The sequence below is a fragment of the Enterobacter sp. JUb54 genome, assembly GCF_014298075.1.
Lineage (GTDB): Bacteria > Pseudomonadota > Gammaproteobacteria > Enterobacterales > Enterobacteriaceae > Klebsiella > Klebsiella lignicola.
The window spans coordinates 5,037,921-5,061,408 of record NZ_CP060418.1; the positions used below are offsets into that span (position 1 = coordinate 5,037,921).

Sequence of the window (23,488 nt, forward strand, 5' to 3'; positions counted from 1 at the left end):
GCCGCTTTAGCCGAGGTCGGCCATCATCACTTTTGAGCGGCGCTGATAGTTGTACATCTCTTTCTTACTTTCCGGCAGCAGGTCGATATCCACTGGCGTGAAGCCGCGCTCCTGGAACCAGTGAATGCTACGGGTGGTGAGAACAAACAGTTTGCTCAGCCCCATCTGCTTCGCCTGGGTGGCAATCCGGTTCAGCAGCACTTCGCCGCGGGATGAACTGCGGTAATCCGGATGCACCGCCACGCAGGCCATTTCACCGATTTTCTCTTCCGGGAACGGATAAAGCGCGGCGCAGGCAATGGTGGTGTTATCGCGCTGAATAATGGTGAACTTATCGATCTCCATTTCCAGCTGCTCACGGGAGCGGCGCACCAGAATCCCCTGTTGCTCCAGCGGGCTAATCAGTTCGAGGATCCCGCCGATATCGTTAATGGTGGCGCGGCGAATCTGCTCCGCACTCTCCATCACGATCTGGGTCCCGATGCCGTCGCGTGAGAACAACTCCTGCAGCAAGGCGCCATCTTCCTGATAGCTGATCAGGTGGCAGCGACGGACGCCGCTACGACAGGCTTTCACCGCACCACGCAGAAAACGCACCGTGCCGGAGTTGTAATCTTCTTCCGCTTCCAGCTCTTCCACCCGTACCTGGGCTTCGTTCGGGAACAGCTCCGGAACTATCTCGCCATCCTGGTTGTAAACGCCTTGCGAGGAGCAGAAGCCGATCATTTTCTCGGCCTTCAGCTTAATCGCCAGCTGAGTCGCGATCTCTTCCGAGGTCAGATTGAAGCTTTCGCCAGTCACCGAAACGGCAACCGGTCCCATCAGGACGATGGCGCCGTTATCCAGCTGGCGATGGATAGCTTCTTCATCGATGCGGCGGATGCGTCCGCTATGGCAATAATCAACGCCGTCATCGACGCCCAGCGGCTGGGCGATAATAAAGTTGCCGCTCACCACGTTAATATGGGCGCCCTGCAGCGGGGTATTGTTCAGGCTCATCGACAGGCGCGCGGTAATTTCCAGCTGCAGCATACCGGCAGCCTGCTTCACCAGTTCGAGGGTTTTGGCGTCGGTTACGCGGGTCTGTTTATGGTAGACCGGCTCGTGACGGTGCTCCGACAGATTGGCATCAATCTGCGGACGGGCGCCATAGACCACCACCAGGCGGATGCCCAGGCTGTGTAACAGACCGATGTCATTGACTATGCTGGAGAAATTTTCATGCTCAATCGCTTCACCGCCAAGCATGATGACAAACGTTTTTCCCCGATGGGCGTTAATATAGGGGACTGAATGGCGGAATCCTTCTACCAGTTCGGTGCGACGTTCCTTCACCATGACAAACCCTCAATGCATGATTATTCGTAATAAGTGTATTTTTATTCTGTTTTGCCGTTAAACGCAAGCCTAAATTTATGGCTAAATTGATAAAAATCTGTGGCCAAATCCGCGTTCTCTAAGTTTGTTTACCCTTTTATTGATGACAGGTTATGCCGCTTTGGTTAAAGTTTCTGGTCAATCTGTTTGTTTTGAATACCAGTACGTTTTATTGCTTGGGAGTGGCATGCCGGGATACAAGTCAGGATTAAGCCGCCGTCGCCTGTTAAAAGGGGCGGGTGCGATGTGGTTAATGAGCGTCAGCCCGATAGGTTTCGCTGCGGCGGCGCAGGTCGTCGCCGTCCGCGTCTGGCCGTCGTCAACCTATACCCGCGTGACGGTAGAATCTAATCATGTGCTGAAATACCGGCAGTTTGCTTTGAGCAATCCGGAACGGCTGGTGGTGGATCTGGAAGGGGTGAACCTGAACTCCGTGCTCAAAGGCATGGGGGGGAGCATCCGCGATGACGATCCCTACATTAAATCCGCGCGCGTCGGGCAATTTGATCCCCAGACCGTGCGGATGGTGTTTGAACTGAAGCAGAACGTCAAACCGCAGCTGTTTGCCCTGGCGCCAGTGGCCGGCTTTAAAGAACGTCTGGTGATGGATCTCTATCCCTCCAACGCCACCGATGTGCAGGATCCTCTGCTGGCCCTGCTGGAAGATTACAACAAAGGCGACCTCGAACGGCAGGTGCCGCCTGCGGAGAGCGGCCCCAAGCCGGGGAAAGCCGGGCGCGATCGGCCGATTGTGATCATGCTCGATCCGGGCCACGGCGGCGAAGATTCCGGTGCGGTAGGCAAATACCATACCCGCGAGAAAGACGTGGTGCTGCAGATTGCCCGCCGGCTACGGGCGTTAATCGAAAAAGAGGGCAATATGCGGGCTTACATGACCCGCAATGAAGATGTCTTCATTCCGTTAAAGGTGCGCGTTGCCAAGGCGCAAAAACAGCGTGCCGATTTGTTCGTCTCCATTCACGCCGATGCCTTTACCAGCCGGCAGCCGCGGGGTTCTTCGGTCTTTGCCCTGTCGACCAAAGGGGCAACCAGTACCGCCGCGAAGTATCTTGCGCAAACCCAGAACGCCTCTGACCTCGTGGGGGGCGTCAGTAAGAGCGGCGATCGCTACGTCGACCATACGATGTTCGATATGGTGCAGTCGCTGACCATCGCCGATAGCCTGAAATTCGGGAAAGCGGTGCTGCAAAAAATGGGTAAGGTGAATAGCCTGCATAAAAACCAGGTCGAGCAGGCGGGCTTTGCGGTGCTGAAAGCGCCGGATATTCCGTCGATCCTCGTGGAAACGGCGTTTATCAGTAACGTTGAAGAAGAGCGTAAGCTGAAAACCGCCACCTTCCAGCAGCAGGTGGCCGAGTCCATCCTTGCCGGGATCAAAGCCTACTTTGCCGATGGCGCAACGCTGGCAAGACGCGGTTAATCAATACGGGAGCAGGAAATGGCGCTACTGAAGAGCGCGCATGGCGGTAATACCCGGGAAGCCGCAGCGCTGCTGGGCATCACCGCGGAACAGCTGCTGGATTTTAGCGCTAATATTAACCCGGCCGGCATGCCGGAAAGCCTCAGGCGCGCGCTGATTGATAACCTCGCCTGCGCCCAGCATTACCCCGACCTTGATTATCAGCAGCTGCATCGTGCGCTGGCCGAACATCACCAGATCCCCGCCGCGTGGATCCTCGCGGGCAATGGCGAAACCGAATCCATTTTTACGCTGGTCAACGGCCTGAAACCGCGTTCGGCGATGGTGGTAACGCCGGGTTTTGCGGAGTATCGCCGCGCGCTGCAGGCGATTGATTGCGTTCCCCGGAGCTATGCGCTGCGCGAAGAAGATGGCTGGCAGCTGACCGAGGCCATTCTTGACGTGCTGACGCCGGATCTGGACTGTCTGTTTCTCTGTACCCCCAATAATCCCACCGGCCTGCTGCCGGAGCGCCCGTTGCTGGAGGCGATTGCCGCCCGCTGCCAGGCCGCCGGTATTGCGCTGATTCTGGACGAAGCGTTTCTTGATTTTATCCCCGACCAACCGGGGTTTATCCCTTTCCTGCAGCATAACCCGCATATCTGGGTGCTGCGGTCGCTCACCAAGTTTTACGCCATTCCCGGCCTGCGTCTGGGCTATCTGGTGAACAGCGATGAACAAGCCGTGGCCCGGCTGCGCGAGAAGCAGATGCCATGGTCGATCAATGCCTTTGCCGCGCTGGCCGGCGAGGTAGTCCTCAAGGATCGCGTTTATCAACAGGCGACCTGGCAATGGCTGGCGCAGGAGGGGGCACGCTTTTACGAGGCGTTGAACCAGCTTGATGGTCTGACCGTCTATCCGGGGCGGGCCAACTATCTGTTTTTGCGCTGCAATCGCGAGGGGCTCGACCTGCAACAGGCGTTGTTGCAGCAGCATATTTTGATCCGCAGCTGCGCGAACTATTCGGGCCTGGGTGAGGGGTATTATCGTGTGGCGATTCGCAGCCTGGAAGAGAATCAGCGCCTGCTTACGGCGCTCCGCACTATCATGGCATAATAGCGCCCCCTGATGCCTCTATCATCGGGGCTGACTATCACCAACAGGTGCCAGGGAAGGGGGTAACACTTCCCCGCAGCGACCACTCTGAACAGGAACAGGGTATGGCGGTAACACTCCATCCATACATTTTCATCCACCGGCCGGTGGCCGCGAGGCGTAAGCCATGACGCTGCTGGCCTGGTGTGTCGCCTGGGTTCTCGATGTTTTGATCGGCGATCCCCCGCGGTGGCCGCATCCGGTGCGCTGGATGGGCAATCTCATTACCTTTATTCAATCTCTCGTACGTCGGTATTGTCGCAGCGACCGCGCGCTGCGCATCGGCGGTGCCGTGCTGTGGCTGACCGTCGTCGGTATGACGTGGGGGCTGAGTTGGGCGGTGCTGAATATCGCCCGGCATATTCATCCCTGGCTGGGCTGGGGCATTGAAGTGTGGCTGATCTTTACGCTGCTGGCCGGTCGTTGCCTCGCGGACTCTGCCCGGGAGGTCGAACGTCCGCTGCGGGCTGGCGACCTGGCGCAAAGCCGCGAAAAGCTCTCCTGGATCGTCGGGCGCGATACCTCTCAACTGCAGCCTGAACAGATTAACCGTGCGGTGGTGGAAACGGTGGCCGAGAACACCGTCGACGGCATTATTGCGCCGCTGTTCTTCTTATTGCTGGGCGGCGTACCGCTGGCGATGGCCTACAAAGCGGTAAACACCCTCGACTCGATGGTGGGGTATAAGCATCAAAAATATCGCGCCATTGGCATGGTCAGCGCCCGCCTCGACGACGTTGCGAATTATATTCCCGCCCGCCTGAGCTGGCTGCTGATCGGCTTCGCGGCGTTCTTATGCCGCAACGATGGCGCGCGTGCCCTGCGGATCGGCTGGCGCGATCGCTATTGCCACAGCAGCCCCAATTGCGCGTGGTCAGAAGCCAGCGTGGCGGGGGCGTTAGGTATTCGCCTCGGCGGCCCGAATGACTATTTTGGCGAGCGGGTGGAAAAACCGTGGATTGGCGACGCCGTGCGCGATATTGCGGTCGATGATATTCCCCGGACCATTCGCCTGATGTGGGTCGCCTCGACCTTAGCCCTGGTACTGTTTATGGTGCTGCGCTATCTGTGGGCTGGTGCGGCCTGAGCGCTGGCAGAGAAAACAAAATGGATTGCAATGACATGCGAGAAACCGCGAGCGAGGAAGCCTTATGAAGCAGGCAATTATGTTGCAGGGGACGGCGTCCGATGTCGGCAAAAGCGTGCTGGTGGCCGGATTATGTCGAATTTTTTATCAGGATGGCCTGCGCACGGCGCCGTTTAAATCGCAGAATATGGCCCTGAACTCCGGCATCACCGCCGACGGTAAAGAGATGGGCCGGGCGCAGATTTTCCAGGCCGAAGCGGCCGGAATTGCGCCGGACGTGCGCATGAACCCGGTATTGCTGAAACCGACCAGCGATCTCAAAGCCCAGGTGGTGCTGATGGGGAAAGTGGCCACCAACATGGACGCGGTGAGCTACCACGAGTACAAACCGCGCCTGCGCGAGCAGATCCTTGAGGTCTATCGCAGCCTGGCGCAGGAGTACGATGTCATGGTTCTGGAAGGGGCCGGCAGCCCGGCGGAGATCAACCTGCGCGACCGCGATATCGTCAACATGGGCATGGCGGAGCTGGCCCAGTGCCCGGTGATCCTCGTTGCCGATATCGATCGCGGCGGGGTGTTTGCCGCCATCTACGGCACTCTGGCCCTGCTGCAGGAGCATGAGCGCGCCAGGGTCAAAGGGGTGATCATCAATAAATTCCGCGGCGATATCGCGCTGCTCTACTCCGGGATCGAACAGATCGAAGCATTAACCGGCGTTCCCGTGCTGGGCGTACTGCCGTGGCTGGAGGTCGACCTGGAGGATGAAGACAGCGTCGCGTTGCAGAAAGGCAAATACCTGAGCACCGCGCAGCGCGAGATAGACATCGCGGTCATTCAGCTACCCCATACCTCGAACTTCACCGATTTCAACGCGCTGGCGGCGCAGCCGGATGTCCGCGTCCGTTACGTCCGTTATCCGCAGGATCTGGCGGGCTGCGATCTGGTGATCCTGCCCGGCAGCAAAAATACGCTGGGCGATCTGCTGTGGCTGCGCGAAAGCGGGATGGAGCAGGCGGTGCTGCAGGCGCATCAGCAGGAGATCCCTGTTCTGGGGATCTGCGGGGGATATCAGATGCTGGGCGAGACGATCGTCGATGGCGTCGAGTCCGGTCTGGAGACCTTACCCGGGCTGGGTCTGCTTAACACCGTGACCCGGTTTGCCCAGCATAAAACTACCACCCAGGTTGAGGCGACGATGTCGTCCGCGCTACCGGGCTGGCTGGCTGGGGTTGGCGGCCTGCGCGTGCGCGGCTATGAAATCCACATGGGGGAGACGGTACTCCTCGGGGACAGCCAGCCGGTGCTGGCGCTGGAGAAAAACGTCCAGCGCGTCGCGGACGGGGCAATGACCGCCGACGGCCTGGTATGGGGCACCTATCTGCACGGGCTGTTCGACAGCGATGATTTCACCCGCGCGCTGGTCAACGGCCTGCGTAGGCGTAAAGGGCTGGATGCGCTGGATCTGTCGGTCCATTACGCGCAATACAAATCACAGCAGTTTGATGTGCTGGCTGCCGCCATGCGCCAGCATATTGATATCGAAAAAATTTATCATATTATGCAGCAGCATCAGGAGCCATCATGCTGATTCTGGTTACCGGCGGCGCCCGTAGCGGCAAGAGCCGCCACGCCGAAGCGCTGATTGCCGATTCGCCGCAGGTCTTGTACCTCGCGACGTCGCAGATTGTTGATGACGAAATGGCCGAGCGGATCCAGCATCACCGCGATAGCCGACCGGCGCACTGGCGGACCGCCGAGCGCTGGCAGCATCTCGATGAACTGATTACGCCGCACAACGACCCGCAGGAAGCGGTGTTGCTGGAGTGCATCACCACCATGGTGACTAACCTGCTGTTTGCTCAGGGCGGCGAGAGTTCCCCGGATGACTGGGATTTTGCGGCGATGGAGCGGATGATAGACGACGAAATCCACACGCTGATCGCCGCCTGCCAGCGCTGTCCGGCGACGGTGGTGCTGGTCACCAATGAGGTGGGGATGGGGATTGTCCCGGAAAATCGTCTTGCGCGGCATTTCCGCGATATTGCCGGGCGGGTCAACCAGCGTCTGGCGTCCGCAGCGGATGAAGTCTGGTGGGTAGTATCAGGTATTGGAGTCAAAATTAAATGATTAAATTATTCTGGGCAACGCTCTCTTTTATCAGCCGTTTACCGGTGCCGGGCCGCTGGTCACAGGGGCTTGAGATCGATCACTACGTGCGCGGGATTGTGACCTTCCCGCTGGTCGGAGTGTTGCTGGGCGGGCTGAGCGGGCTGGTGTTTCTGGCTGTGGCGTCGTGGTGCGGCGTGCCGCTGGCGGCGCTGTTCTGTGTGCTGGCGCTGGCGTTGCTGACCGGTGGTTTTCATCTCGATGGCCTGGCCGACACCTGCGACGGGGTGTTTTCCGCCCGTGGCCGGGAACGGATGCTGGAGATCATGCGTGACAGCCGGCTGGGAACCCACGGCGGCCTGGCGCTGATTTTTGTCCTGCTGGCAAAAGTGCTGGTGATTAGCGAACTGGCGCTGCGCGGGGCACCGGTTCTGGCTGCGCTGGCGGCTGCCTGTGCGGCCGGGCGCGGTGTCGCCGTGCTGCTGATGTATCGCCATCGCTATGCCCGTGAAGAGGGGCTGGGCAATGTGTTTATCGGCAAAGTGAGCGGGAAACAAACCTGCGTAACGCTGGGCGTGACCGCCATTCTCGCGGCCATATTGCTGCCCGGCATGCAGGGCGTCATGGCGTTGGGGATCACCATGGTGGCGATTTTTGCCATTGGGCAATTATTGAAACGGACCCTGGGCGGGCAAACCGGCGACACGTTGGGAGCCGCGATAGAACTGGGTGAGCTGATTTTCCTGCTGGCGCTGCTGTGAGTCAGGACGAGTAACCGAGCGCCATGGTCGCTCCGCATGGGGTGGCGATGGCGTATCTGGCATCAGAGCTATTGGATGGCGGTGAGGGGAGCGGGGCGCAGAAACAAAAAAACACCCGTCAGGGTGTTCATTGTGTTGGTTGCGGGGGCCGGATTTGAACCGACGACCTTCGGGTTATGAGCCCGACGAGCTACCAGGCTGCTCCACCCCGCGTCCGTCTTTACTCTTCATCGAGTAAATTGCTTATCAGATTTTAAATTGGTTGCGGGGGCCGGATTTGAACCGACGACCTTCGGGTTATGAGCCCGACGAGCTACCAGGCTGCTCCACCCCGCGTCCGTCTTTACTCTTCCATCGAGTAAAGCTTACTGCTTATCTGATTTTAATTGGTTGCGGGGGCCGGATTTGAACCGACGACCTTCGGGTTATGAGCCCGACGAGCTACCAGGCTGCTCCACCCCGCGTCCGTGGATGCGCACTATACTCCGCTAACGTTCTGATGCAACCCTTTTTCATCTAAAACAGCAATTTTGTAATAACTGATGTATAAAAGAGCGCTTTTCGCTGGTTTTTTGCTCAGATTTGTATTTGTGATGCTTTAGCGCATTTCAATAGCCCTGGGGGTTTGTTATCTTCCCTCCTCACGAACCGCGACTAAGCAGCGTAAAGAAGAGATACCATGAAAGGACGTTGGGCAAAGTATGTAGTGACCGGGGCAATGATGGCAATGCTTGCCGCTTGTTCCTCAAAACCGACCGATCGCGGCCAGCAGTATAATGAAGGGAAGTTAACCCAGCCGTTTTCGCTGGTTAACCAGCCTGATGCAGTGGGTTCGCCCATTAACGCCGGTGACTTCTCCGAGCAGGTCAGACAGATTCGCAGTGCCTCACCGCGCCTCTATAATAGCCAGAGCAACGTTTATAGCGCGCTGCAGCAGTGGTTAAGCGCCGGTGGCGATACCCGCACCTTAAGCCAGTACGGTATTGATGCCTGGCAGATGCAGGGTGCTGATAGCTACGGCAACGTGCAGTTCACCGGCTACTACACCCCGGTGGTGCAGGCGCGCCATACCCGTCAGGGTGAATTCCAGTACCCTATTTATCGTATGCCGCCGAAACGCGGTAAGCTGCCGTCCCGCGCCAGCATTTATGCCGGTGGGCTGAGTGACGCCTATATCCTGGCCTACAGCAATTCGCTGATGGACAACTTTATTATGGACGTGCAGGGCAGCGGCTATATTGATTTTGGCGACGGCTCGCCGCTGAACTTCTTCAGCTATGCCGGCAAAAACGGCTGGTCTTACCGCAGTATTGGTAAAGTGCTGATCGACCGCGGCGAAGTGAAGAAAGAAGATATGTCGATGCAGGCGATTCGTGAATGGGGCGAAACCCATAGCGAAGCGGAAGTACGTGAACTGCTCGAACAGAACCCGTCGTTCGTCTTCTTTAAACCGCAGTCATTCGCACCGGTGAAAGGGGCGAGCGCGGTTCCGCTGATTGGCCGCGCGTCGGTGGCCTCTGACCGCAGCATTATTCCGCCGGGCACTACCCTGCTGGCAGAAGTGCCGCTGCTGGATAACAACGGCAAGTTTAACGGTCAGTACGAACTGCGTCTGATGGTGGCTCTGGATGTGGGCGGGGCGATTAAAGGGCAGCACTTCGATATTTACCAGGGCATTGGGGCGGACGCTGGCCATCGTGCCGGTTGGTATAACCACTATGGCCGCGTCTGGGTGCTGAAGAACGCGCCGGGTGCCGGCAACGTCTTTAGCGGTTAACACTCCCTCTCCTTGTTCCCCGGTCGCGCCGTGCGTTCCGGGGCGACGGTAGCCCGGTACGGCGCCTGTGCGCCATCCGGGTTTTTCCACTGATTCTGAGGTTTTATGTCTGTTGTAATCAGCGACGCCTGGCGCCAGCGTTTTGGCGGTACGGCGCGTTTATATGGTGAAAAAGCGCTGCAGTGTTTTGCGCAGGCGCATGTCTGCGTCGTTGGCATCGGCGGCGTCGGTTCCTGGGCGGCGGAAGCGCTGGCACGAACCGGTATCGGCGCGATCACCCTCATCGACATGGACGATGTCTGCGTCACCAACACCAACCGGCAGATCCACGCCCTGGGCGGCAACGTCGGGCTGGCGAAAGCCGAGGTGATGGCCGAGCGTATTCGCCTGATTAACCCGGAATGCCGGGTGACGGTGATTGACGATTTTGTCACGCCGGAAAACGTGGCCGAGTATATGGGGGCCGGTTATAGCTACGTGATTGATGCTATCGATAGCGTGCGTCCCAAGGCGGCGTTGATTGCCTGGTGTCGCCGTAATAAAGTGCCGCTGGTGACCACCGGCGGGGCGGGCGGACAAATCGACCCGACGCAGATTCAGGTGGCTGACCTGGCGAAAACCATCCAGGATCCGCTGGCGGCGAAGCTGCGTGAACGGTTGAAAGGGCAGTTTGGCGTGGTGAAAAACAGCAAAGGCAAACTGGGGATTGATTGCGTCTTCTCAACCGAAGCGCTGGTTTATCCGCAGGCCGACGGCAGCGTATGCGCCATGAAGAGCACCGCCGAAGGTCCGAAACGGATGGATTGCGCCTCTGGCTTTGGCGCGGCGACGATGGTGACCGCCACCTTTGGCTTTGTTGCCGTATCCCATGCATTGAAGAAAATGCTGGCGAAGGCCGAACGTCAGGGATAGGTTTTGGCGCGCCTGGTACGGGCTACGGGGTTAACTGTAGCCCGGCCAGGTGCAGCGCCAGCCGGGGGAATCAGCTGCTATATCTCGCGGGCGGCAGCAAGCACCGCCTCGCTGAGGGCCGACAGCCCCTGACTGCGCGACGCGCTCAGCTGACCGCGAAGTCCCAGCTCATCAAACAACGCCAGCGGATCCTGCGCCAGCAGCTCCGCCGCGCTTTTGCCTTCGACGGCGGTCAACAGCACCGCCAGCAGCCCACGCACGATGCGTCCTTCGCTGTCGCCGAAGAAATGCAGCCGGCCATCAACCACCTGATATCCCAGCCAGACGCGATTCTCACAGCCGGCGATCTCCCGGGCCTGAGCCTTTAACTCGTCGCTCAGCGTGGGAAGCTTTTTGCCGAGTAAAATCAGCTGCCGGTATTTATCCTCCCACTGGGTCAGCGGAAGGAATGTTTGCCGTAACGTCGTGTCGGTGACGGCAGTGCCAAAGGGATGTGAAGCTGTCATTAATCCACCAGTATTTCCAGGGCGCGGTCAACGGCGTGAACCAGCGCGTAAACATCGTCCTGGGTATTATAAGGGGCAAACGAGGCGCGCAGGGTGCCGCTGACGCCCAGCGACGCTAGTAACGGCTGGGCGCAGTGCTGCCCGGCGCGTAACGCAATTCCGGACTCTGCCAGCAGGGTGACCATATCGCTATGGTGTACGCCGGCGAAATCAAAGGCCAGCAGACTTGAATCCTGGCAGCGGAACGAACGGAACCCCGGTCGTTTAGCCAGCGCCTCTTCGGCCAGCGTCGCCAGACTGCGGCTCCAGCTTTCAGCCTGGGCGATATCGCAATTTTCCAGCCACTCCAGCGCCGCGCTCAGGCCAATCACTCCGGCGACGTTGGGAGTACCGGCTTCCAGACGATAGGGCACCGGCTGGGTGGTGAAACCCTCGAAGGTTACCTGCGAAATCATCTTGCCGCCGCCAAGCCATGGCGACATGGCGTCGAGGAGCTCGCTTTTGCCGTAGAGCACGCCAATCCCGGTCGGGCCATACAGTTTATGACCAGAGAAAGCATAAAAATCGATATCCAGCGCTTGTACGTCGGCGGGGAAATGGACCGCGCCCTGCGCTCCGTCTACCATTACCACCATCCCGGCATCATGGGCGTGACGGATCGCCGTCGCCAGGTCCGGGCAGCCGCCGGTGACGTTGGACATCTGGCCGATTGCCAGCAGCCGGCTGCGTGGGGTGATCAATGCAGGCAGCAGAGTGACGTCCGGCAGACGATCGGCGCCGATCGGTAGTTTAACGACCCGCGCACCGGTCTGCTCCGCCACCATCAGCCAGGGCACCAGGTTGGCATGATGTTCTGCCTCGCTGACGATGATCTCATCGCCGGGCTGCAGACGCGGGCGAAGATAGCTCTGCGCCACCATATTAATGGCTTCCGTGGTGCCGCGGGTCCAGACGATATCTTTGGCGGATGGCGCATTGAGCAGCGTCGCCACGCGTTCGCGGGCATCTTCATAGCGCTCGGTCAGCCGCTGGGCGGCAGCGAACTGGCTACGATGCACGTTACCTGCGCTGAGGCGATAAAACTGATCGCTGGCGTCGATCACCGCAAGCGGCTTCAGTGCCGTCGCGGCGCTATCAAGATAAACGCCAGCATCGGCCAGCGCAGGAAACTGGGCGCGAAATTGCGCAGGGTTGAATGCGTTCATGGAGCTCCTCTTTGCTATCCGACGATCGTCGCGCAAATTATCCATCAGGGCAAGGCTGGAGAGAGCAAGAGTGTGGGGAATCGTGAGCGTGCGGTGACGGACAGGCAAAAAAAAGCACCGCTTGTTGCGGTGCTACATTAAATCACTATGGACAGACAGGGTAAATGTACAGGAAGTGAAAAGGGGTAGCTTAGCTACCATGGTCCGCAAAGACAGACCAATTGCAAACACAACAACACAACATCACAACCGTAAGCCAAAAGCTTGTTGGAACACGCATTCCAAAAAAAGCTCTTCGTTCCGGCTCAGGAAGTGCCGCCACTATAGGTATTTGCTGGTAGAACCTCAACGGACAAATTATAATGGCTCAGATAAAAAAAACTAATAGGTTAACTGTTGTTTCCTGTTTGTTAAATTGCCTTAACATCTAAGCCAGAATAACTATGTCAAAGCGATTACCCCCCCTGAATGCATTACGTGTTTTTGATGCAGCCGCACGTCATTTAAGCTTCACTCGCGCCGCCGATGAGCTTTTTGTGACCCAGGCCGCAGTAAGTCATCAAATCAAGTCACTAGAGGATTTTCTAGGGCTGAAGCTGTTTCGACGCCGCAACCGTTCGCTGCTGCTGACGGAAGAAGGACAGAGCTATTTTCAGGATATTAAAGAGATTTTTTCGCAACTGACCGAAGCGACGCGTAAACTGCAGGCCCGCAGTGCAAAAGGGGCCTTAACGGTCAGTTTGCTGCCCAGTTTTGCGATTCAGTGGCTGGTGCCGCGACTTTCAAGCTTTAACTCAGCTTATCCGGGGATCGACGTCAGGATCCAGGCGGTGGACCGTCAGGAAGATAAGCTGGCGGATGACGTCGACGTGGCGATTTTCTATGGTCGGGGCAACTGGCCAGGGCTGCGTGTCGAAAAACTGTACGCCGAATATCTGCTGCCGGTGTGCTCACCGGCGTTGTTGACCGGCGACAGGGCATTGAAAACGCCTGCCGATCTGGCGCAACATACGCTGTTGCACGATGCTTCCCGTCGCGACTGGCAAACTTATACCCGCCAGCTAGGTCTAAGCCATATTAATGTGCAACAGGGGCCTATCTTCAGCCACAGCGCGATGGTGCTGCAGGCGGCGATTCACGGGCAAGGGGTGGCGCTCGCGAATAACGTGATGTCCCAGTCCGAAATTGAGGCCGGGAGACTGGTCTGCCCGTTTAATGATGTCCTGGTCAGTAAGAATGCGTTTTATCTGGTTTGTCATGACAGTCAGGCTGAACTGGGTAAAATAGCCGCCTTCCGGCAGTGGATACTGGCGAAAGCGGCGAGCGAACAAGAAAAATTTCGTTTTCGTTACGAACAATAGATGATTGTAGGGTAAAAACATGACCAGCCGTTTTATGCTGATATTCTCCGCGATCAGCGGTTTTATTTTTGTGGCTCTGGGCGCCTTCGGCGCACACGTGCTGAGTCGCACCATTGGGGCGACAGAAATGGCCTGGATCCATACCGGGCTTGAGTACCAGGCGTTCCATACGCTGGCGATTTTCGGCCTGGCGGTGGCGATGCAGCGTCGCATCAGCATCTGGTTCTACTGGAGCAGCGTGTTTATGGCGCTCGGTACCGTATTATTCAGCGGCAGCCTCTATTGCCTGGCGCTGTCGCATTTGCGCCTGTGGGCGTTTGTTACGCCGGTGGGAGGCGTGAGCTTCCTCGCTGGTTGGGTATTAATGTTAATTGGTGCAATTCGTCTGAAACGTAAGGGCGTTGTTCATGAATAAGGTTGTCCTCTATTGTCGCCCCGGGTTTGAGAAGGAGTGCGCAGCAGAAATTACGGACAAGGCTTCCCGCCTTGATATCTTTGGCTTTGCCCGGGTTAAAGAAGACTCTGGCTATGTCATTTTTGAATGCTATCAGATGGAAGATGGCGACAAGCTGGTACGCGACCTGCCGTTCAGCTCGCTGGTGTTTGCCCGTCAGATGTTTGTGGTTGGCGAGCTGTTGCGCGACCTGCCGCCAGAAGACCGCATCACGCCGATTGTCGGCATGCTGCAGGGCGTGGTGGAGAAGGGTGGCGATCTGCGGGTTGAAGTGGCCGACACCAACGAAAGCAAAGAGCTGATGAAGTTCTGCCGTAAACTGACGGTTCCGCTGCGCGCCGCGCTGCGCGAAGCTGGCGTGCTGACCAACTATGAAACGCCAAAACGTCCGGTAGTGCACGTGTTCTTTATTGCCCCTGGCTGCTGCTACACCGGTTATTCCTACACCACCAACAATTCGCCATTCTATATGGGGATCCCGCGTCTCAAGTTCCCGTCCGATGCGCCGAGCCGTTCAACGCTGAAGCTGGAAGAGGCGTTCCACGTCTTTATTCCTGCCGATGAGTGGGACGAGCGCCTGGGCAACGGCATGTATGCGGTAGACCTCGGGGCCTGCCCTGGCGGCTGGACCTATCAGCTGGTCAAACGCAATATGTGGGTGTCGTCAGTGGATAACGGCCCGATGGCGCAGAGCCTGATGGATACCGGGCAGGTGACCTGGCTGCGTGAAGATGGATTCCGCTACCGTCCAACCCGCAACAACATCTCGTGGATGGTCTGCGATATGGTGGAAAAACCGGCTAAAGTGGCGGCGCTGATGGCCCAGTGGCTGGTGAATGGCTGGTGTCGTGAAACCATCTTCAACCTCAAACTGCCGATGAAAAAGCGTTACGAAGAGCTGTCGCGTAACCTGGCCTATATCCAGGAACAGTTGGATGAACACGGCATTAATGCGCAGATCCAGGCGCGTCAGCTGTATCACGATCGTGAAGAAGTGACGGTGCACATTCGTCGCCTGTGGGCGGCAGTTGGCGGGCGTCGTGACGAGCGCTAAGCGCCTGTGAACGTCCGGAGATACCCGTCTTCAGTCACCGCATGAAGAGGGTATCGCGGCGCCGCCTGTCGGCGCCGTACCCGCTGTGCCGATGGCGCTACTTTGCCGCCAGCTGTTCATCAGAAATAATATGTGTCACATCATCAAGATGGCCAATGCTGGCCTCTCCCGAACGATTAAACTTACTTTTGTCGATCAGCAGTAACGACTGCGCCGCGCGTTTGAGCAGCAGCGATTTAAACTCGGCATTCACGGTATTCGAATCCCACAGCGCACCGTTGCTATCGATGCCTTCGCAGGAAAAAATAAACAGGTCGATCTCCAGCGATTTAAGCTGCGAGACCAGCGACGGACTGACGTAGCAGCCATATTTGCGTTGCAGAGTGCCGCCGGAGCAGGTGAGCTGAATATTTTCGCGCTTGCTCAGCTCCTGGCAAATAGGCTGGCTGTTGGTAAACACGTGCAGGTTGATATCCGGCAGCTGACGGGCCAGATACCAGCAGGTGGAGCTGGCATCCAGGGCGATCACCATCCCTTCGTCGATCCACGCCAGCGCGCCGCGGGCGATGTCCGCTTTATGGGCATAATGGCTTTTGAGGCGGATGTGAAACGGATCGCCGCTGTCCTGGCTCTCCCGATGAATGATTTTGACCCGCCCGTGGTTACGCAACACTTTTCCCCGGGACTGCAGGTCACTGAGATCGCGGCGAATCGTCTCTTTGCTGACGTTAAGCTGGAGCGATAAGGCTTCGGTCGTCAGGCTACTGTGGCTGATTAGCAGGTCTATTATCGCTTGCTGGCGTGCCGCTTTCATTGTCTCATCCTGTCATTCGATGAGCGCCCGCATCAGGCGGACGCTCCGGCATGAGATTACGGCGTTACTCCTTTTTTTAAAAGAATATTCCCGTACTTAGCACGCTCGCCTGTGATAACGATCGCAAAGGCTTTTTGCGCCCGTTCATAGAAGGCAAAGCGGTCGATACGCGTGATCTCCGGGCAGGGGCCCTGGTACGAAAGCGCGTCGCGGTAGCGTGTTTCCACCTGCGGGTCGAGCGTATCGCCCTCTACCACCGCCATCATCACCAGCGGCGGCGCGTAGCTGTCCAGCTCAAACAGCGGAATAATCGCCCGCAGCAGATCGCTGACCAACAGGCCGTCGGCGCGCAGCACCTGTGGCCCGACGCTGTGGGCCGGGAAGTGGGCGTCGGAGAAAATAATTTCATCCCCATGTCCCATCTCCGCCAGCACCTTAAGCAGTTCCGGCGAGATAAGCGGCGAGATCGTTTTTAACATTTCAGGCTCCCTCTGTCAGTTCAGGTTCGGTTTGCGGATAAAAGTAACGGTAATGATAGTCCACCTGGGCTCTGGCCTCCTCGGGGGTAGCAAATTCCCCTGCGCCAGACCAGGCGTACATCGCCGCGCCGGCAACGGTGGTTTCGGCATCATCCAGGACTTTGATCGGGATATTCAACATGTTGGCTTTGATTTGATTCCACAGCAGGTTGCGACTACCGCCGCCAACCAGCAGCAGTTCGCTGGCGTTAAAGTGGCCGATGGTTTCCAGGGTGCGCAGGTTATTGCGCAGCTGAGCGGCTAAGCCTTCCAGCGCGGCGCGATAAAAATGGCCACGGGTGGTATTGAGCGTGACGCCTTGCCAGCCGGCATTGTGGCAGGCGAGCAGATCGCACTGCATGGTTACGCCCCCGGCGCCGTCGGGGATTTGGCGGGCCTCGTCAATCAGAGTTTTCCACGGTGTTTCCGCGGTCCAGAGCAGCTGGCGTACCCACTCCAGCACGCCGGATGCCAGCCACTGCATGCCGGGATTAGCCAGTCCGGCATGGCTGTCCAGCTCGCAGGTGGAACCGGGATACTGGCTGAGCAGGGACGTGTTGACCCTGGCGCTACGCACCATCAGGATTTCCCAGGTCCCGGAGGAGAGTACCGGTTCATCCTGCTGCGCACCGGCGCCGAACAGGGCAAATTGCGTGTCGTGACCGGCAGAGAACACCGGGATCCCGGCAGGCAGCCCCAGCAGCGTGGCGGCGGTATTTTGCAGGACGCCAATGCGTTCACCGGCTTCAACCAGCACAGGAAACAGACGACGTGGTATCCCGGCGGCACCGAGGATCGCCGGGCTAAAATCGCGCTGATGAAGATCGAGCATCTGGCTGGTGCCGGCCATGGTGATATCGGTGGTGAACGCCCCGGTTAAGCGCTGGTTGATTAACGAGGAGATAAACAACCAGGCGTGGGCTTTTTCCAGCAGCTGCGGGTGGTTCTCTTTGAGCCACACCAGCTTATATAGCGTATTGAAGCTGAATGCGCCGACGCCGGAAATTTCCTGCAGCCGTTGCGGAGCCATGATGCGGCCGATGTTTTCCATCACCGCGAGCGTGCGCGGGCATTTCCAGCTGATGATCGGGTAGAGCAGCTCGCCCTGTTCATCGACCAGCGCACCGTCCACGCCAAAGGTGGTCACGGTGATGCCGCGGATCCGGCAGTGAGCCAGCTCCGCGCTCAGGCGCCGGCAGCACTCGGCGAAGCGTTGCAGAATGGCGTCCAGCGACCACTGGTGCCAGGCCGCGTTCTCGCAGGCGCTCTCGCTGGCGTTGGCAGTCGATGCCCGGGCGACAATCTTCCCCTGGCGGTCGACGGCGATGGCCCGCACGTTGGTGGCGCCGCAATCGAGGACCAGGATGACTTCATTTTTCATAATCTCTCCCAGCAAACAATTACGCCCTCCCGCATTGGGGAGGGCGCAGCGCATTAACGTTTGTACAGCGGTCCGTAATTCTGACAGGCGCGATAATCCTGACCTTCGCTGTCCATGCCGTGGGCTGACCAACTGGAAGGCCGGTAGATTTTGCCCTCTTCCACGTTGTGCATGCACACCGGAATACGCAGCATCGACGCCAGGGTAATAAAGTCAGCCCCGACGTGACCAATGGTCAGCACCCCGTGGTTGGCGCCCCAGTTAGCCATCACCGAGTAGACATCGGCGAACGGGCCTTTGCCGGTCAGGCGCGGCGCAAACCAGGTGGTAGGCCAGGTGGAGTTGGTTCGCGCATCGAGCTGGGCATGTACTTCTTCAGGTAAGTCGACGCTCCAGCCTTCCGCAATTTGCAGTACCGGCCCCAGCCCTTTGATGATGTTCACACGGGTCATGGTAAACGGCACGCCGCCTTCGGTCAGGAAGCGGGAGGAGAAGCCGCCGCCACGGAAATATTCGTGGATCGCCGGGCACCACTCGGTGGCCGCCAGGCAGGCATCGGCCTCCTGTTGCGTAATGTCCCAGTGCGGTTTGATCGTCGGGTTACCGGCGCTGTCGCGCTGTTTGCAGGAGCCGTCGAGCGCCGCTGAACCGGAGTTAATCAGGTGAATAATACCGTGCTGCGCCAGGCCAGTAAGCGGCTGGCCGGTGACGCGTTCGACGGCATCTGGCGACCAGTAGGTACGCACGTCGGCAAAGACCTGCGCGGTACCGGTCAGCTGGTGGCCCATCAGCATCGCCACCCCGTTAAGGCTGTCGTTCTCGGTGGCGACAACGAACGGTTCACGCACGCCGTTCCAGTCGAAGGAACTGTTGAGCAGCGCCTCGGCGGTGTCGCCGTTGGGGTATTGATCGGTCCAGTGACGCTGGCCCTGGAAGCCGGCGGCAATGGCGTTAAAGCCCAGCGACTCTTCAACCAGCCCTTTTTCCGCCAGCTTGCTGTTGCCCTGCATCATGTCGCGAATGCACATCGCCATCAGCAGGCTCTCTTTCAGCACTGCGCGGCTCTGTTCTTCATTGCGCTTATACTGCTGGGCGTTCTGGTCCTCGCCATAGCGGAAGTTTTTATCCGCCCAGGCCAGCGCCATTTCCAGTTCGACTTCATCATAGATCTTCTGGTCGATGCGGCGGCGCAGCTCGGTCATATCCACCGCCTGAACCTTCATCCCCAGCCAGGATTCAAAGAAGTTATGGTCGACGATGGAGCCGGCGATGCCCATCGATACGCCGCCAACGGAGAGGTAGCTTTTGCCTTTCATGCTGGCAACGGCCAGCCCGGCGCGGGCAAAACGCAGCAGCTTTTCTTCGACGTCGGCCGGGATGGTGTTGTCGTCAGCATCCTGAACGTCATGGCCGTAGATAGAAAAGGCCGGAATGCCTTTCTGAGTGTGGGCGGCCAGCGCGGCGGCGAGATACACGGCGCCGGGGCGCTCGGTGCCGTTGAAGCCCCAGATGGCCTTCGGGCGCATCGGGTCCATATCGATGGTTTCGCTGCCGTAGCACCAGCAAGGGGTGACGGTAATGGTCAGGCCGACGTTCTGACGGCTGAACTTCTCTTCACAGGCGGCGGATTCCGCCATGCCTGCGATACAGGTGTCGGCAATCACGCACTCAATCTGCGCGCCGCAGGCATGACGGAGCTTCTCGCCGATCAGCGCGGCGGTGGCTTTCGCCATGTTCATGGTTTGTTCTTCCAGCGATTCGCGGACACCCATACGACGTCCGTCAATCACCGGGCGAATACCAATTTTCGGTAAGCTGATACTTTTCATTTCAGACTCCTCACGTTATTCGGAAAATGTTCAGTGTGTTGCCGCTTGTGAACGGAAGCGGGCAAAAATAAAGATGACGGCAAAGCACAGCGCCGGGACCAGTTCTGCGGTAGGGATATTGCCGGCGGCATCGCTGACAAAGCCCATCACCGGCGTGACGATCCCGCCGCCGATAATCGTCATGACGATAAACGACGACCCGTATTTGGTGTCCTGTCCGAGGTTTTTGATCCCCAGCGAGAAGATGGTCGGGTACTGAATGGACATAAATGCGCTGCACAAGGTCAGGGCCAGCAGGCCGATATGCCCGCCGCTGATGGCAGAGATCAGGCACAGCACCATGGCCAGCAGGGCATAGGCCGCGAGCACTTTATGCGGGGCAAAGCGGCTGATAAGCCAGGTTCCGCTAAAACGGCCGATAAAGAAGCACATCATGGTGCCTGTCAGGTAGTTGGCGGCGAACCCAGGGGTCATGCCGGGGATCTCTTCAATGGCGTAGCGGATCAGATAGCTCCAGCAGGCGGTTTGCGCACCGACGTAGCAGAATTGTGCCAGCACCGCCCAGCGCCAGTGGCGAATGCGGGCAAGTCTGGCAAACGAGGCCATGAAGGAACTCTGTTCGGTTTCACTGTGGTCGTCACTCTGTAGCGCCGGGAATTTCGCCAGCATGATCAGCAGGGCAACCAGCAGTACGATAGCGACGATAATCATGTACGGGGTCTGAACCGACAGGACCAGGCTGTGTTTGTAGGCGCTGAGTTGCTCAGGGGCCATTTTATCGAGCACCTCCTGAGATTGATGCGGCACGCGTGACAAAATAAGACTTTGCCCAAATACCACCGCAATAATGGCGCCAAAGGAGTTAAACGTTTGTGCCAGATTGAGACGGAAGTGACCGCCGCTTTCTGGCCCTAATACCGTGACGAAAGGGTTGGCTGCGGTTTCAAGGCATCCGAGTCCGGCTGCGATAATAAAAAGGCCGATCAGAAATAAAGTGTAATTCATTATTTCAGCAGCAGGCCAGAATAGCGCTGCACCGAAAGCATATAAGAACAATCCGGTAATAATACCCGCTTTATAACTAAGCTTTTTCATCAGTATCCCGGCAGGGATAGGAATGACAAAGTAGCCAAAATAAAATGCCGACTGAATCAACCCAGCCTGGAAATTACTTAAGGTAAAGGCCTGCTGGAATTGCGGCAGCAAAATGTCATTAAGGTTATTGGCGACAGCCCACAGAAAAAATAATGAACACAGTAAGGCAAATGGAATGATGTAGCGCTGGCGTTGGCCGACATCGACCGCGCGAAAGCTCTGCGTTTGTATTGTTGTATTTCCCATAGCATCCTCATTAGTTCAGAAGCATTATCAGCATCTTAAGAGTGCGGTTGATATTGTTCACCAGACCATCAGCAGAGTGAGTGCCTGTGCGTACAGATTCGCTATTCACCGTTTGCCACGACACTGCATTTTGAATAAATCGCGGAGTAAATGAATTCGTGGAGGTCATTTTCAAATAAAAAAGGGCTTTTAATATGATAGCGGTCACATTTCCCCAGGTAACGGTGATTTTATGTGATAGCTATCACTTTAATTTTCATAAAAGAATGACCGTTTGCGACGATTTAATTTAAAAGCCACAGTCGGAGTGACCGATTTAATTTATTGTGGTGAAAACGGTCAGATGTTAAATGCCATTGATAAATGACCGTTTAGAAACGGAAAAATAATAACGGGCATTTTTTTCTGCTGAAAGAGATGGCGTCGGAATTAAACCGCTGGAATTAGTTGATGGGGGTCACAGAATACGCTGATGTAAATTCCATTCTGATTATTCAATATGATCATAGCGAGTAACTATAAAGCTTATTCAACAGAACCAGAGCCGCGTGAAAACGGTTCTGTTGGTCGGGTTATGAATCACTGAGAGAGGTTAAGAATGGAACGGAACAGACTGGCGCGACAGATTATTGATACCTGCCTGGAGATGACCCGACTGGGGCTGAACCAGGGCACCGCAGGGAATGTCAGCGTGCGCTATCAGGGCGGAATGTTGATTACCCCGACGGGCATTCCTTATGAAAAGCTGACCGAGTCGCACATTGTGTGGATCGATGCAAACGGCCAGCACGAGCAGGGGAAACTGCCGTCGAGCGAGTGGCGTTTCCATATGGCGGCCTACCAGACCCGGCCCGATGCTCATGCGGTTGTTCATAACCACGCGGTGCACTGCACGGCGGTGTCGATCCTTAATCGTCCGATCCCGGCGATCCACTACATGATTGCCGCCGCCGGGGGAAACTCGATCCCCTGCGCGCCGTATGCCACGTTTGGCACCCGCGAGCTGTCTGAGTTTGTCGCCGTGGCGTTAAAAAATCGCAAAGCGACCTTGCTGCAACACCATGGCCTGATTGCCTGCGAAGAGAATCTGGAAAAGGCGCTGTGGCTGGCCCACGAAGTGGAAGTCCTGGCCCAGCTGTATCTCAGTACTCTGGCGATTGTCGACCCGGTTCCGGTGCTGGACGATGAGTCGATTGCCATCGTGCTGGAAAAATTCAAAACCTACGGGTTACGGATTGAAGAGTAATTCGCAAAGCGAGCGGGAGGCAGCGATGGCGAACAGAATGATTTTAAATGAGACGGCATGGTTTGGGCGGGGAGCGATCGCCGCGTTAACCGATGAAGTGGCCCGTCGGGGATATCGTAAGGCGCTGATTGTGACTGATAAAAATCTGGCGCAATGCGGTACGGTTGAGCAGGTGACCCGCAAGATGGATGCCGCGGGGCTGACGTGGGATCTCTTTGCCGGGGCGATACCTAATCCAACGATTGCCGTGGTGCAGGAAGGGCTGCGGGTATTCCAACGCAGCGGCGCGGATTATCTGATCGCGATAGGCGGCGGCTCTCCGCAGGATACCGCGAAGGCGATCGGCATTATTAGCAATAACCCGGAATTTGCCGACGTGCGCAGTCTGGAAGGTCTCTCGCCGACCCGCCAGCCGAGCGTGCCGATCATGGCCATCCCGACCACCGCCGGGACGGCGGCTGAGGTGACCATAAACTACGTGATCACCGATGAAGACCAGCGGCGCAAATTTGTCTGTGTCGACCCGCATGATATTCCGCAGGTGGCGTTTATCGATGCCGATATGATGGACGGCATGCCGCCGGCATTAAAAGCGGCGACCGGGGTAGATGCGCTGACCCATGCCATTGAAGGCTACATCACGCGGGCGGCGTGGGCGCTGACCGATGCGCTGCACATTAAAGCCATCGAGGTGATTGCCGGGGCGCTACGAGACTCGGTTGCCGGCGATCGCCAGGCGGGAGAGGCGATGGCGCTGGGGCAGTATATCGCCGGCATGGGCTTTTCCAACGTGGGGCTGGGGTTGGTGCACGGCATGGCGCACCCTTTAGGGGCGTTTTATAACACTCCGCATGGGGTGGCAAATGCCATTTTATTGCCTCACGTGATGCGCTATAACGCCGACTTCAGCGGCGAGAAGTTTCGCGATATCGCCCGGGCCATGGGGGAGAAAGTCGAAGAGCTGAGTCTGGAACAGGCCCGGCAGTCGGCGGTTGACGCGGTCTTGCGCCTCAACCGCGATGTCGGGATCCCGCTGCATTTACGCGATGTCGGGGTTCGCAAAGAGGATATTCCGGCGCTGGCGCAGGCGGCTTTTGACGATGTCTGCACCGGCGGCAATCCGCGGGAAGCCAGCCTGGCAGACATTGTGGCGCTGTATCATACGGCCTGGTAGATAATGTTGT

General features: G+C 57.6%; 21 protein-coding genes and 3 tRNA genes. 13 read left to right on the forward strand and 11 right to left on the reverse strand.

Annotated elements, in window-relative coordinates:
- Positions 1–6: 6 nt before the first annotated feature.
- Positions 7–1,338 (reverse strand): amino-acid N-acetyltransferase, encoded by a 1,332-nt coding sequence (argA, locus tag HF679_RS23425; RefSeq protein WP_123756679.1) that lies wholly within the window; start codon positions 1,336–1,338, stop codon positions 7–9.
- A 226-nt stretch (positions 1,339–1,564) separates the two neighbouring features.
- Here argA and amiC point away from each other — a divergent pair, with 226 nt between their 5' ends.
- The 6 genes from amiC (at position 1,565) to cobS (ending at position 7,906) form a co-directional block, all read left to right on the forward strand.
- Positions 1,565–2,818: an N-acetylmuramoyl-L-alanine amidase AmiC gene (amiC, locus tag HF679_RS23430; RefSeq protein ID WP_123756680.1), complete on the forward strand. Its 1,254-nt coding sequence runs from the start codon at positions 1,565–1,567 to the stop codon at positions 2,816–2,818.
- 18 nt (positions 2,819–2,836) lie between these two features.
- Positions 2,837–3,913, forward strand: coding sequence for a threonine-phosphate decarboxylase CobD (gene cobD / locus HF679_RS23435; protein ID WP_154143990.1), 1,077 nt, complete (start codon positions 2,837–2,839; stop codon positions 3,911–3,913).
- 166 nt (positions 3,914–4,079) lie between these two features.
- Positions 4,080–5,039 carry an adenosylcobinamide-phosphate synthase CbiB gene (cbiB, locus tag HF679_RS23440; RefSeq protein WP_154143989.1) on the forward strand — a complete coding sequence of 320 codons (960 nt, stop codon included), beginning with the start codon at positions 4,080–4,082 and terminating at the stop codon, positions 5,037–5,039.
- A 64-nt stretch (positions 5,040–5,103) separates the two neighbouring features.
- Positions 5,104–6,627, forward strand: a complete 1,524-nt coding sequence (locus HF679_RS23445) for a cobyric acid synthase (RefSeq protein ID WP_123756683.1) — start codon at positions 5,104–5,106, stop codon at positions 6,625–6,627.
- Positions 6,621–7,166, forward strand: coding sequence for a bifunctional adenosylcobinamide kinase/adenosylcobinamide-phosphate guanylyltransferase (gene cobU / locus HF679_RS23450; RefSeq protein ID WP_123756684.1), 546 nt, complete (start codon positions 6,621–6,623; stop codon positions 7,164–7,166). Before HF679_RS23445 ends, cobU begins: the two co-directional genes overlap by 7 nt.
- Entirely contained in the window at positions 7,163–7,906 is a 744-nt protein-coding gene (gene cobS, locus HF679_RS23455; RefSeq protein ID WP_123756685.1) for an adenosylcobinamide-GDP ribazoletransferase, read from the forward strand. Before cobU ends, cobS begins: the two co-directional genes overlap by 4 nt.
- Positions 7,907–8,042: 136 nt before the next feature.
- Here the strand turns inward: cobS and HF679_RS23460 are convergent.
- The 3 genes from HF679_RS23460 to HF679_RS23470 all read right to left on the reverse strand — a co-directional run bounded on the left by HF679_RS23460 (position 8,043) and on the right by HF679_RS23470 (position 8,370).
- Positions 8,043–8,119, reverse strand: a tRNA-Met gene (locus tag HF679_RS23460).
- Positions 8,120–8,165: 46 nt separating this feature from the next.
- Positions 8,166–8,242: transfer RNA gene (locus tag HF679_RS23465), tRNA-Met, on the reverse strand.
- Positions 8,243–8,293: 51 nt separating this feature from the next.
- Positions 8,294–8,370, reverse strand: a tRNA-Met gene (locus HF679_RS23470).
- Positions 8,371–8,585: 215 nt separating this feature from the next.
- Between HF679_RS23470 and mltA the strand changes: the two genes are divergently transcribed.
- Positions 8,586–9,683 (forward strand): murein transglycosylase A, encoded by a 1,098-nt coding sequence (gene mltA / locus HF679_RS23475; RefSeq protein ID WP_123756686.1) that lies wholly within the window; start codon positions 8,586–8,588, stop codon positions 9,681–9,683.
- Between the two features lie 105 nt (positions 9,684–9,788).
- Entirely contained in the window at positions 9,789–10,595 is an 807-nt protein-coding gene (gene tcdA, locus HF679_RS23480; protein WP_154143988.1) for a tRNA cyclic N6-threonylcarbamoyladenosine(37) synthase TcdA, read from the forward strand.
- A 77-nt stretch (positions 10,596–10,672) separates the two neighbouring features.
- On the opposite strand, the gene csdE is transcribed toward tcdA, so the two are convergent.
- The gene (gene csdE, locus HF679_RS23485) at positions 10,673–11,101 is read right to left on the reverse strand and encodes a cysteine desulfurase sulfur acceptor subunit CsdE (RefSeq protein WP_123756688.1); all 429 of its coding nucleotides are present in this window, start codon (positions 11,099–11,101) and stop codon (positions 10,673–10,675) included.
- Positions 11,101–12,306, reverse strand: a complete 1,206-nt coding sequence (csdA, locus tag HF679_RS23490) for a cysteine desulfurase CsdA (RefSeq protein ID WP_123756689.1) — start codon at positions 12,304–12,306, stop codon at positions 11,101–11,103. The genes csdE and csdA overlap by 1 nt, the downstream gene beginning before the upstream one ends.
- Positions 12,307–12,749: 443 nt before the next feature.
- Between csdA and gcvA the strand changes: the two genes are divergently transcribed.
- Genes gcvA through rlmM form a run of 3 tightly spaced genes read left to right on the forward strand, consistent with a single transcriptional unit; the run spans position 12,750 to position 15,175 of the window.
- A complete protein-coding gene (gene gcvA, locus HF679_RS23495) occupies positions 12,750–13,667 on the forward strand; it encodes a glycine cleavage system transcriptional regulator GcvA (RefSeq protein ID WP_123756690.1) in 918 nt (305 codons plus the stop codon).
- A 19-nt stretch (positions 13,668–13,686) separates the two neighbouring features.
- Entirely contained in the window at positions 13,687–14,082 is a 396-nt protein-coding gene (locus tag HF679_RS23500) for a DUF423 domain-containing protein (protein WP_123756691.1), read from the forward strand.
- Positions 14,075–15,175: a 23S rRNA (cytidine(2498)-2'-O)-methyltransferase RlmM gene (rlmM, locus tag HF679_RS23505; RefSeq protein ID WP_123756692.1), complete on the forward strand. Its 1,101-nt coding sequence runs from the start codon at positions 14,075–14,077 to the stop codon at positions 15,173–15,175. The genes HF679_RS23500 and rlmM overlap by 8 nt, the downstream gene beginning before the upstream one ends.
- Positions 15,176–15,272: 97 nt before the next feature.
- Here rlmM and fucR read toward each other — a convergent pair whose 3' ends face one another.
- The 5 genes from fucR to fucP are packed head-to-tail and all read right to left on the reverse strand — an operon-like array spanning position 15,273 to position 21,058.
- Positions 15,273–15,989: an L-fucose operon activator gene (gene fucR / locus HF679_RS23510; RefSeq protein ID WP_123756693.1), complete on the reverse strand. Its 717-nt coding sequence runs from the start codon at positions 15,987–15,989 to the stop codon at positions 15,273–15,275.
- A gap of 56 nt (positions 15,990–16,045) precedes the next feature.
- A complete protein-coding gene (fucU, locus tag HF679_RS23515; RefSeq protein ID WP_123756694.1) occupies positions 16,046–16,468 on the reverse strand; it encodes an L-fucose mutarotase in 423 nt (140 codons plus the stop codon).
- Between the two features lies 1 nt (position 16,469).
- Complete coding sequence (fucK, locus tag HF679_RS23520; protein ID WP_187042427.1) at positions 16,470–17,888, reverse strand: L-fuculokinase; 1,419 nt, start codon at positions 17,886–17,888, stop codon at positions 16,470–16,472.
- Positions 17,889–17,941: 53 nt separating this feature from the next.
- Positions 17,942–19,717, reverse strand: coding sequence for an L-fucose isomerase (gene fucI / locus HF679_RS23525; protein ID WP_154143985.1), 1,776 nt, complete (start codon positions 19,715–19,717; stop codon positions 17,942–17,944).
- A 30-nt stretch (positions 19,718–19,747) separates the two neighbouring features.
- Positions 19,748–21,058 (reverse strand): L-fucose:H+ symporter permease, encoded by a 1,311-nt coding sequence (fucP, locus tag HF679_RS23530; protein ID WP_123756697.1) that lies wholly within the window; start codon positions 21,056–21,058, stop codon positions 19,748–19,750.
- A 598-nt stretch (positions 21,059–21,656) separates the two neighbouring features.
- On the opposite strand from fucP, the gene fucA reads away from it, so the two are divergent.
- Entirely contained in the window at positions 21,657–22,304 is a 648-nt protein-coding gene (gene fucA, locus HF679_RS23535) for an L-fuculose-phosphate aldolase (protein WP_123756698.1), read from the forward strand.
- Between the two features lie 25 nt (positions 22,305–22,329).
- The gene (gene fucO / locus HF679_RS23540; RefSeq protein WP_123756699.1) at positions 22,330–23,478 is read left to right on the forward strand and encodes a lactaldehyde reductase; all 1,149 of its coding nucleotides are present in this window, start codon (positions 22,330–22,332) and stop codon (positions 23,476–23,478) included.
- The last annotated feature ends 10 nt before the right edge of the window (positions 23,479–23,488 follow it).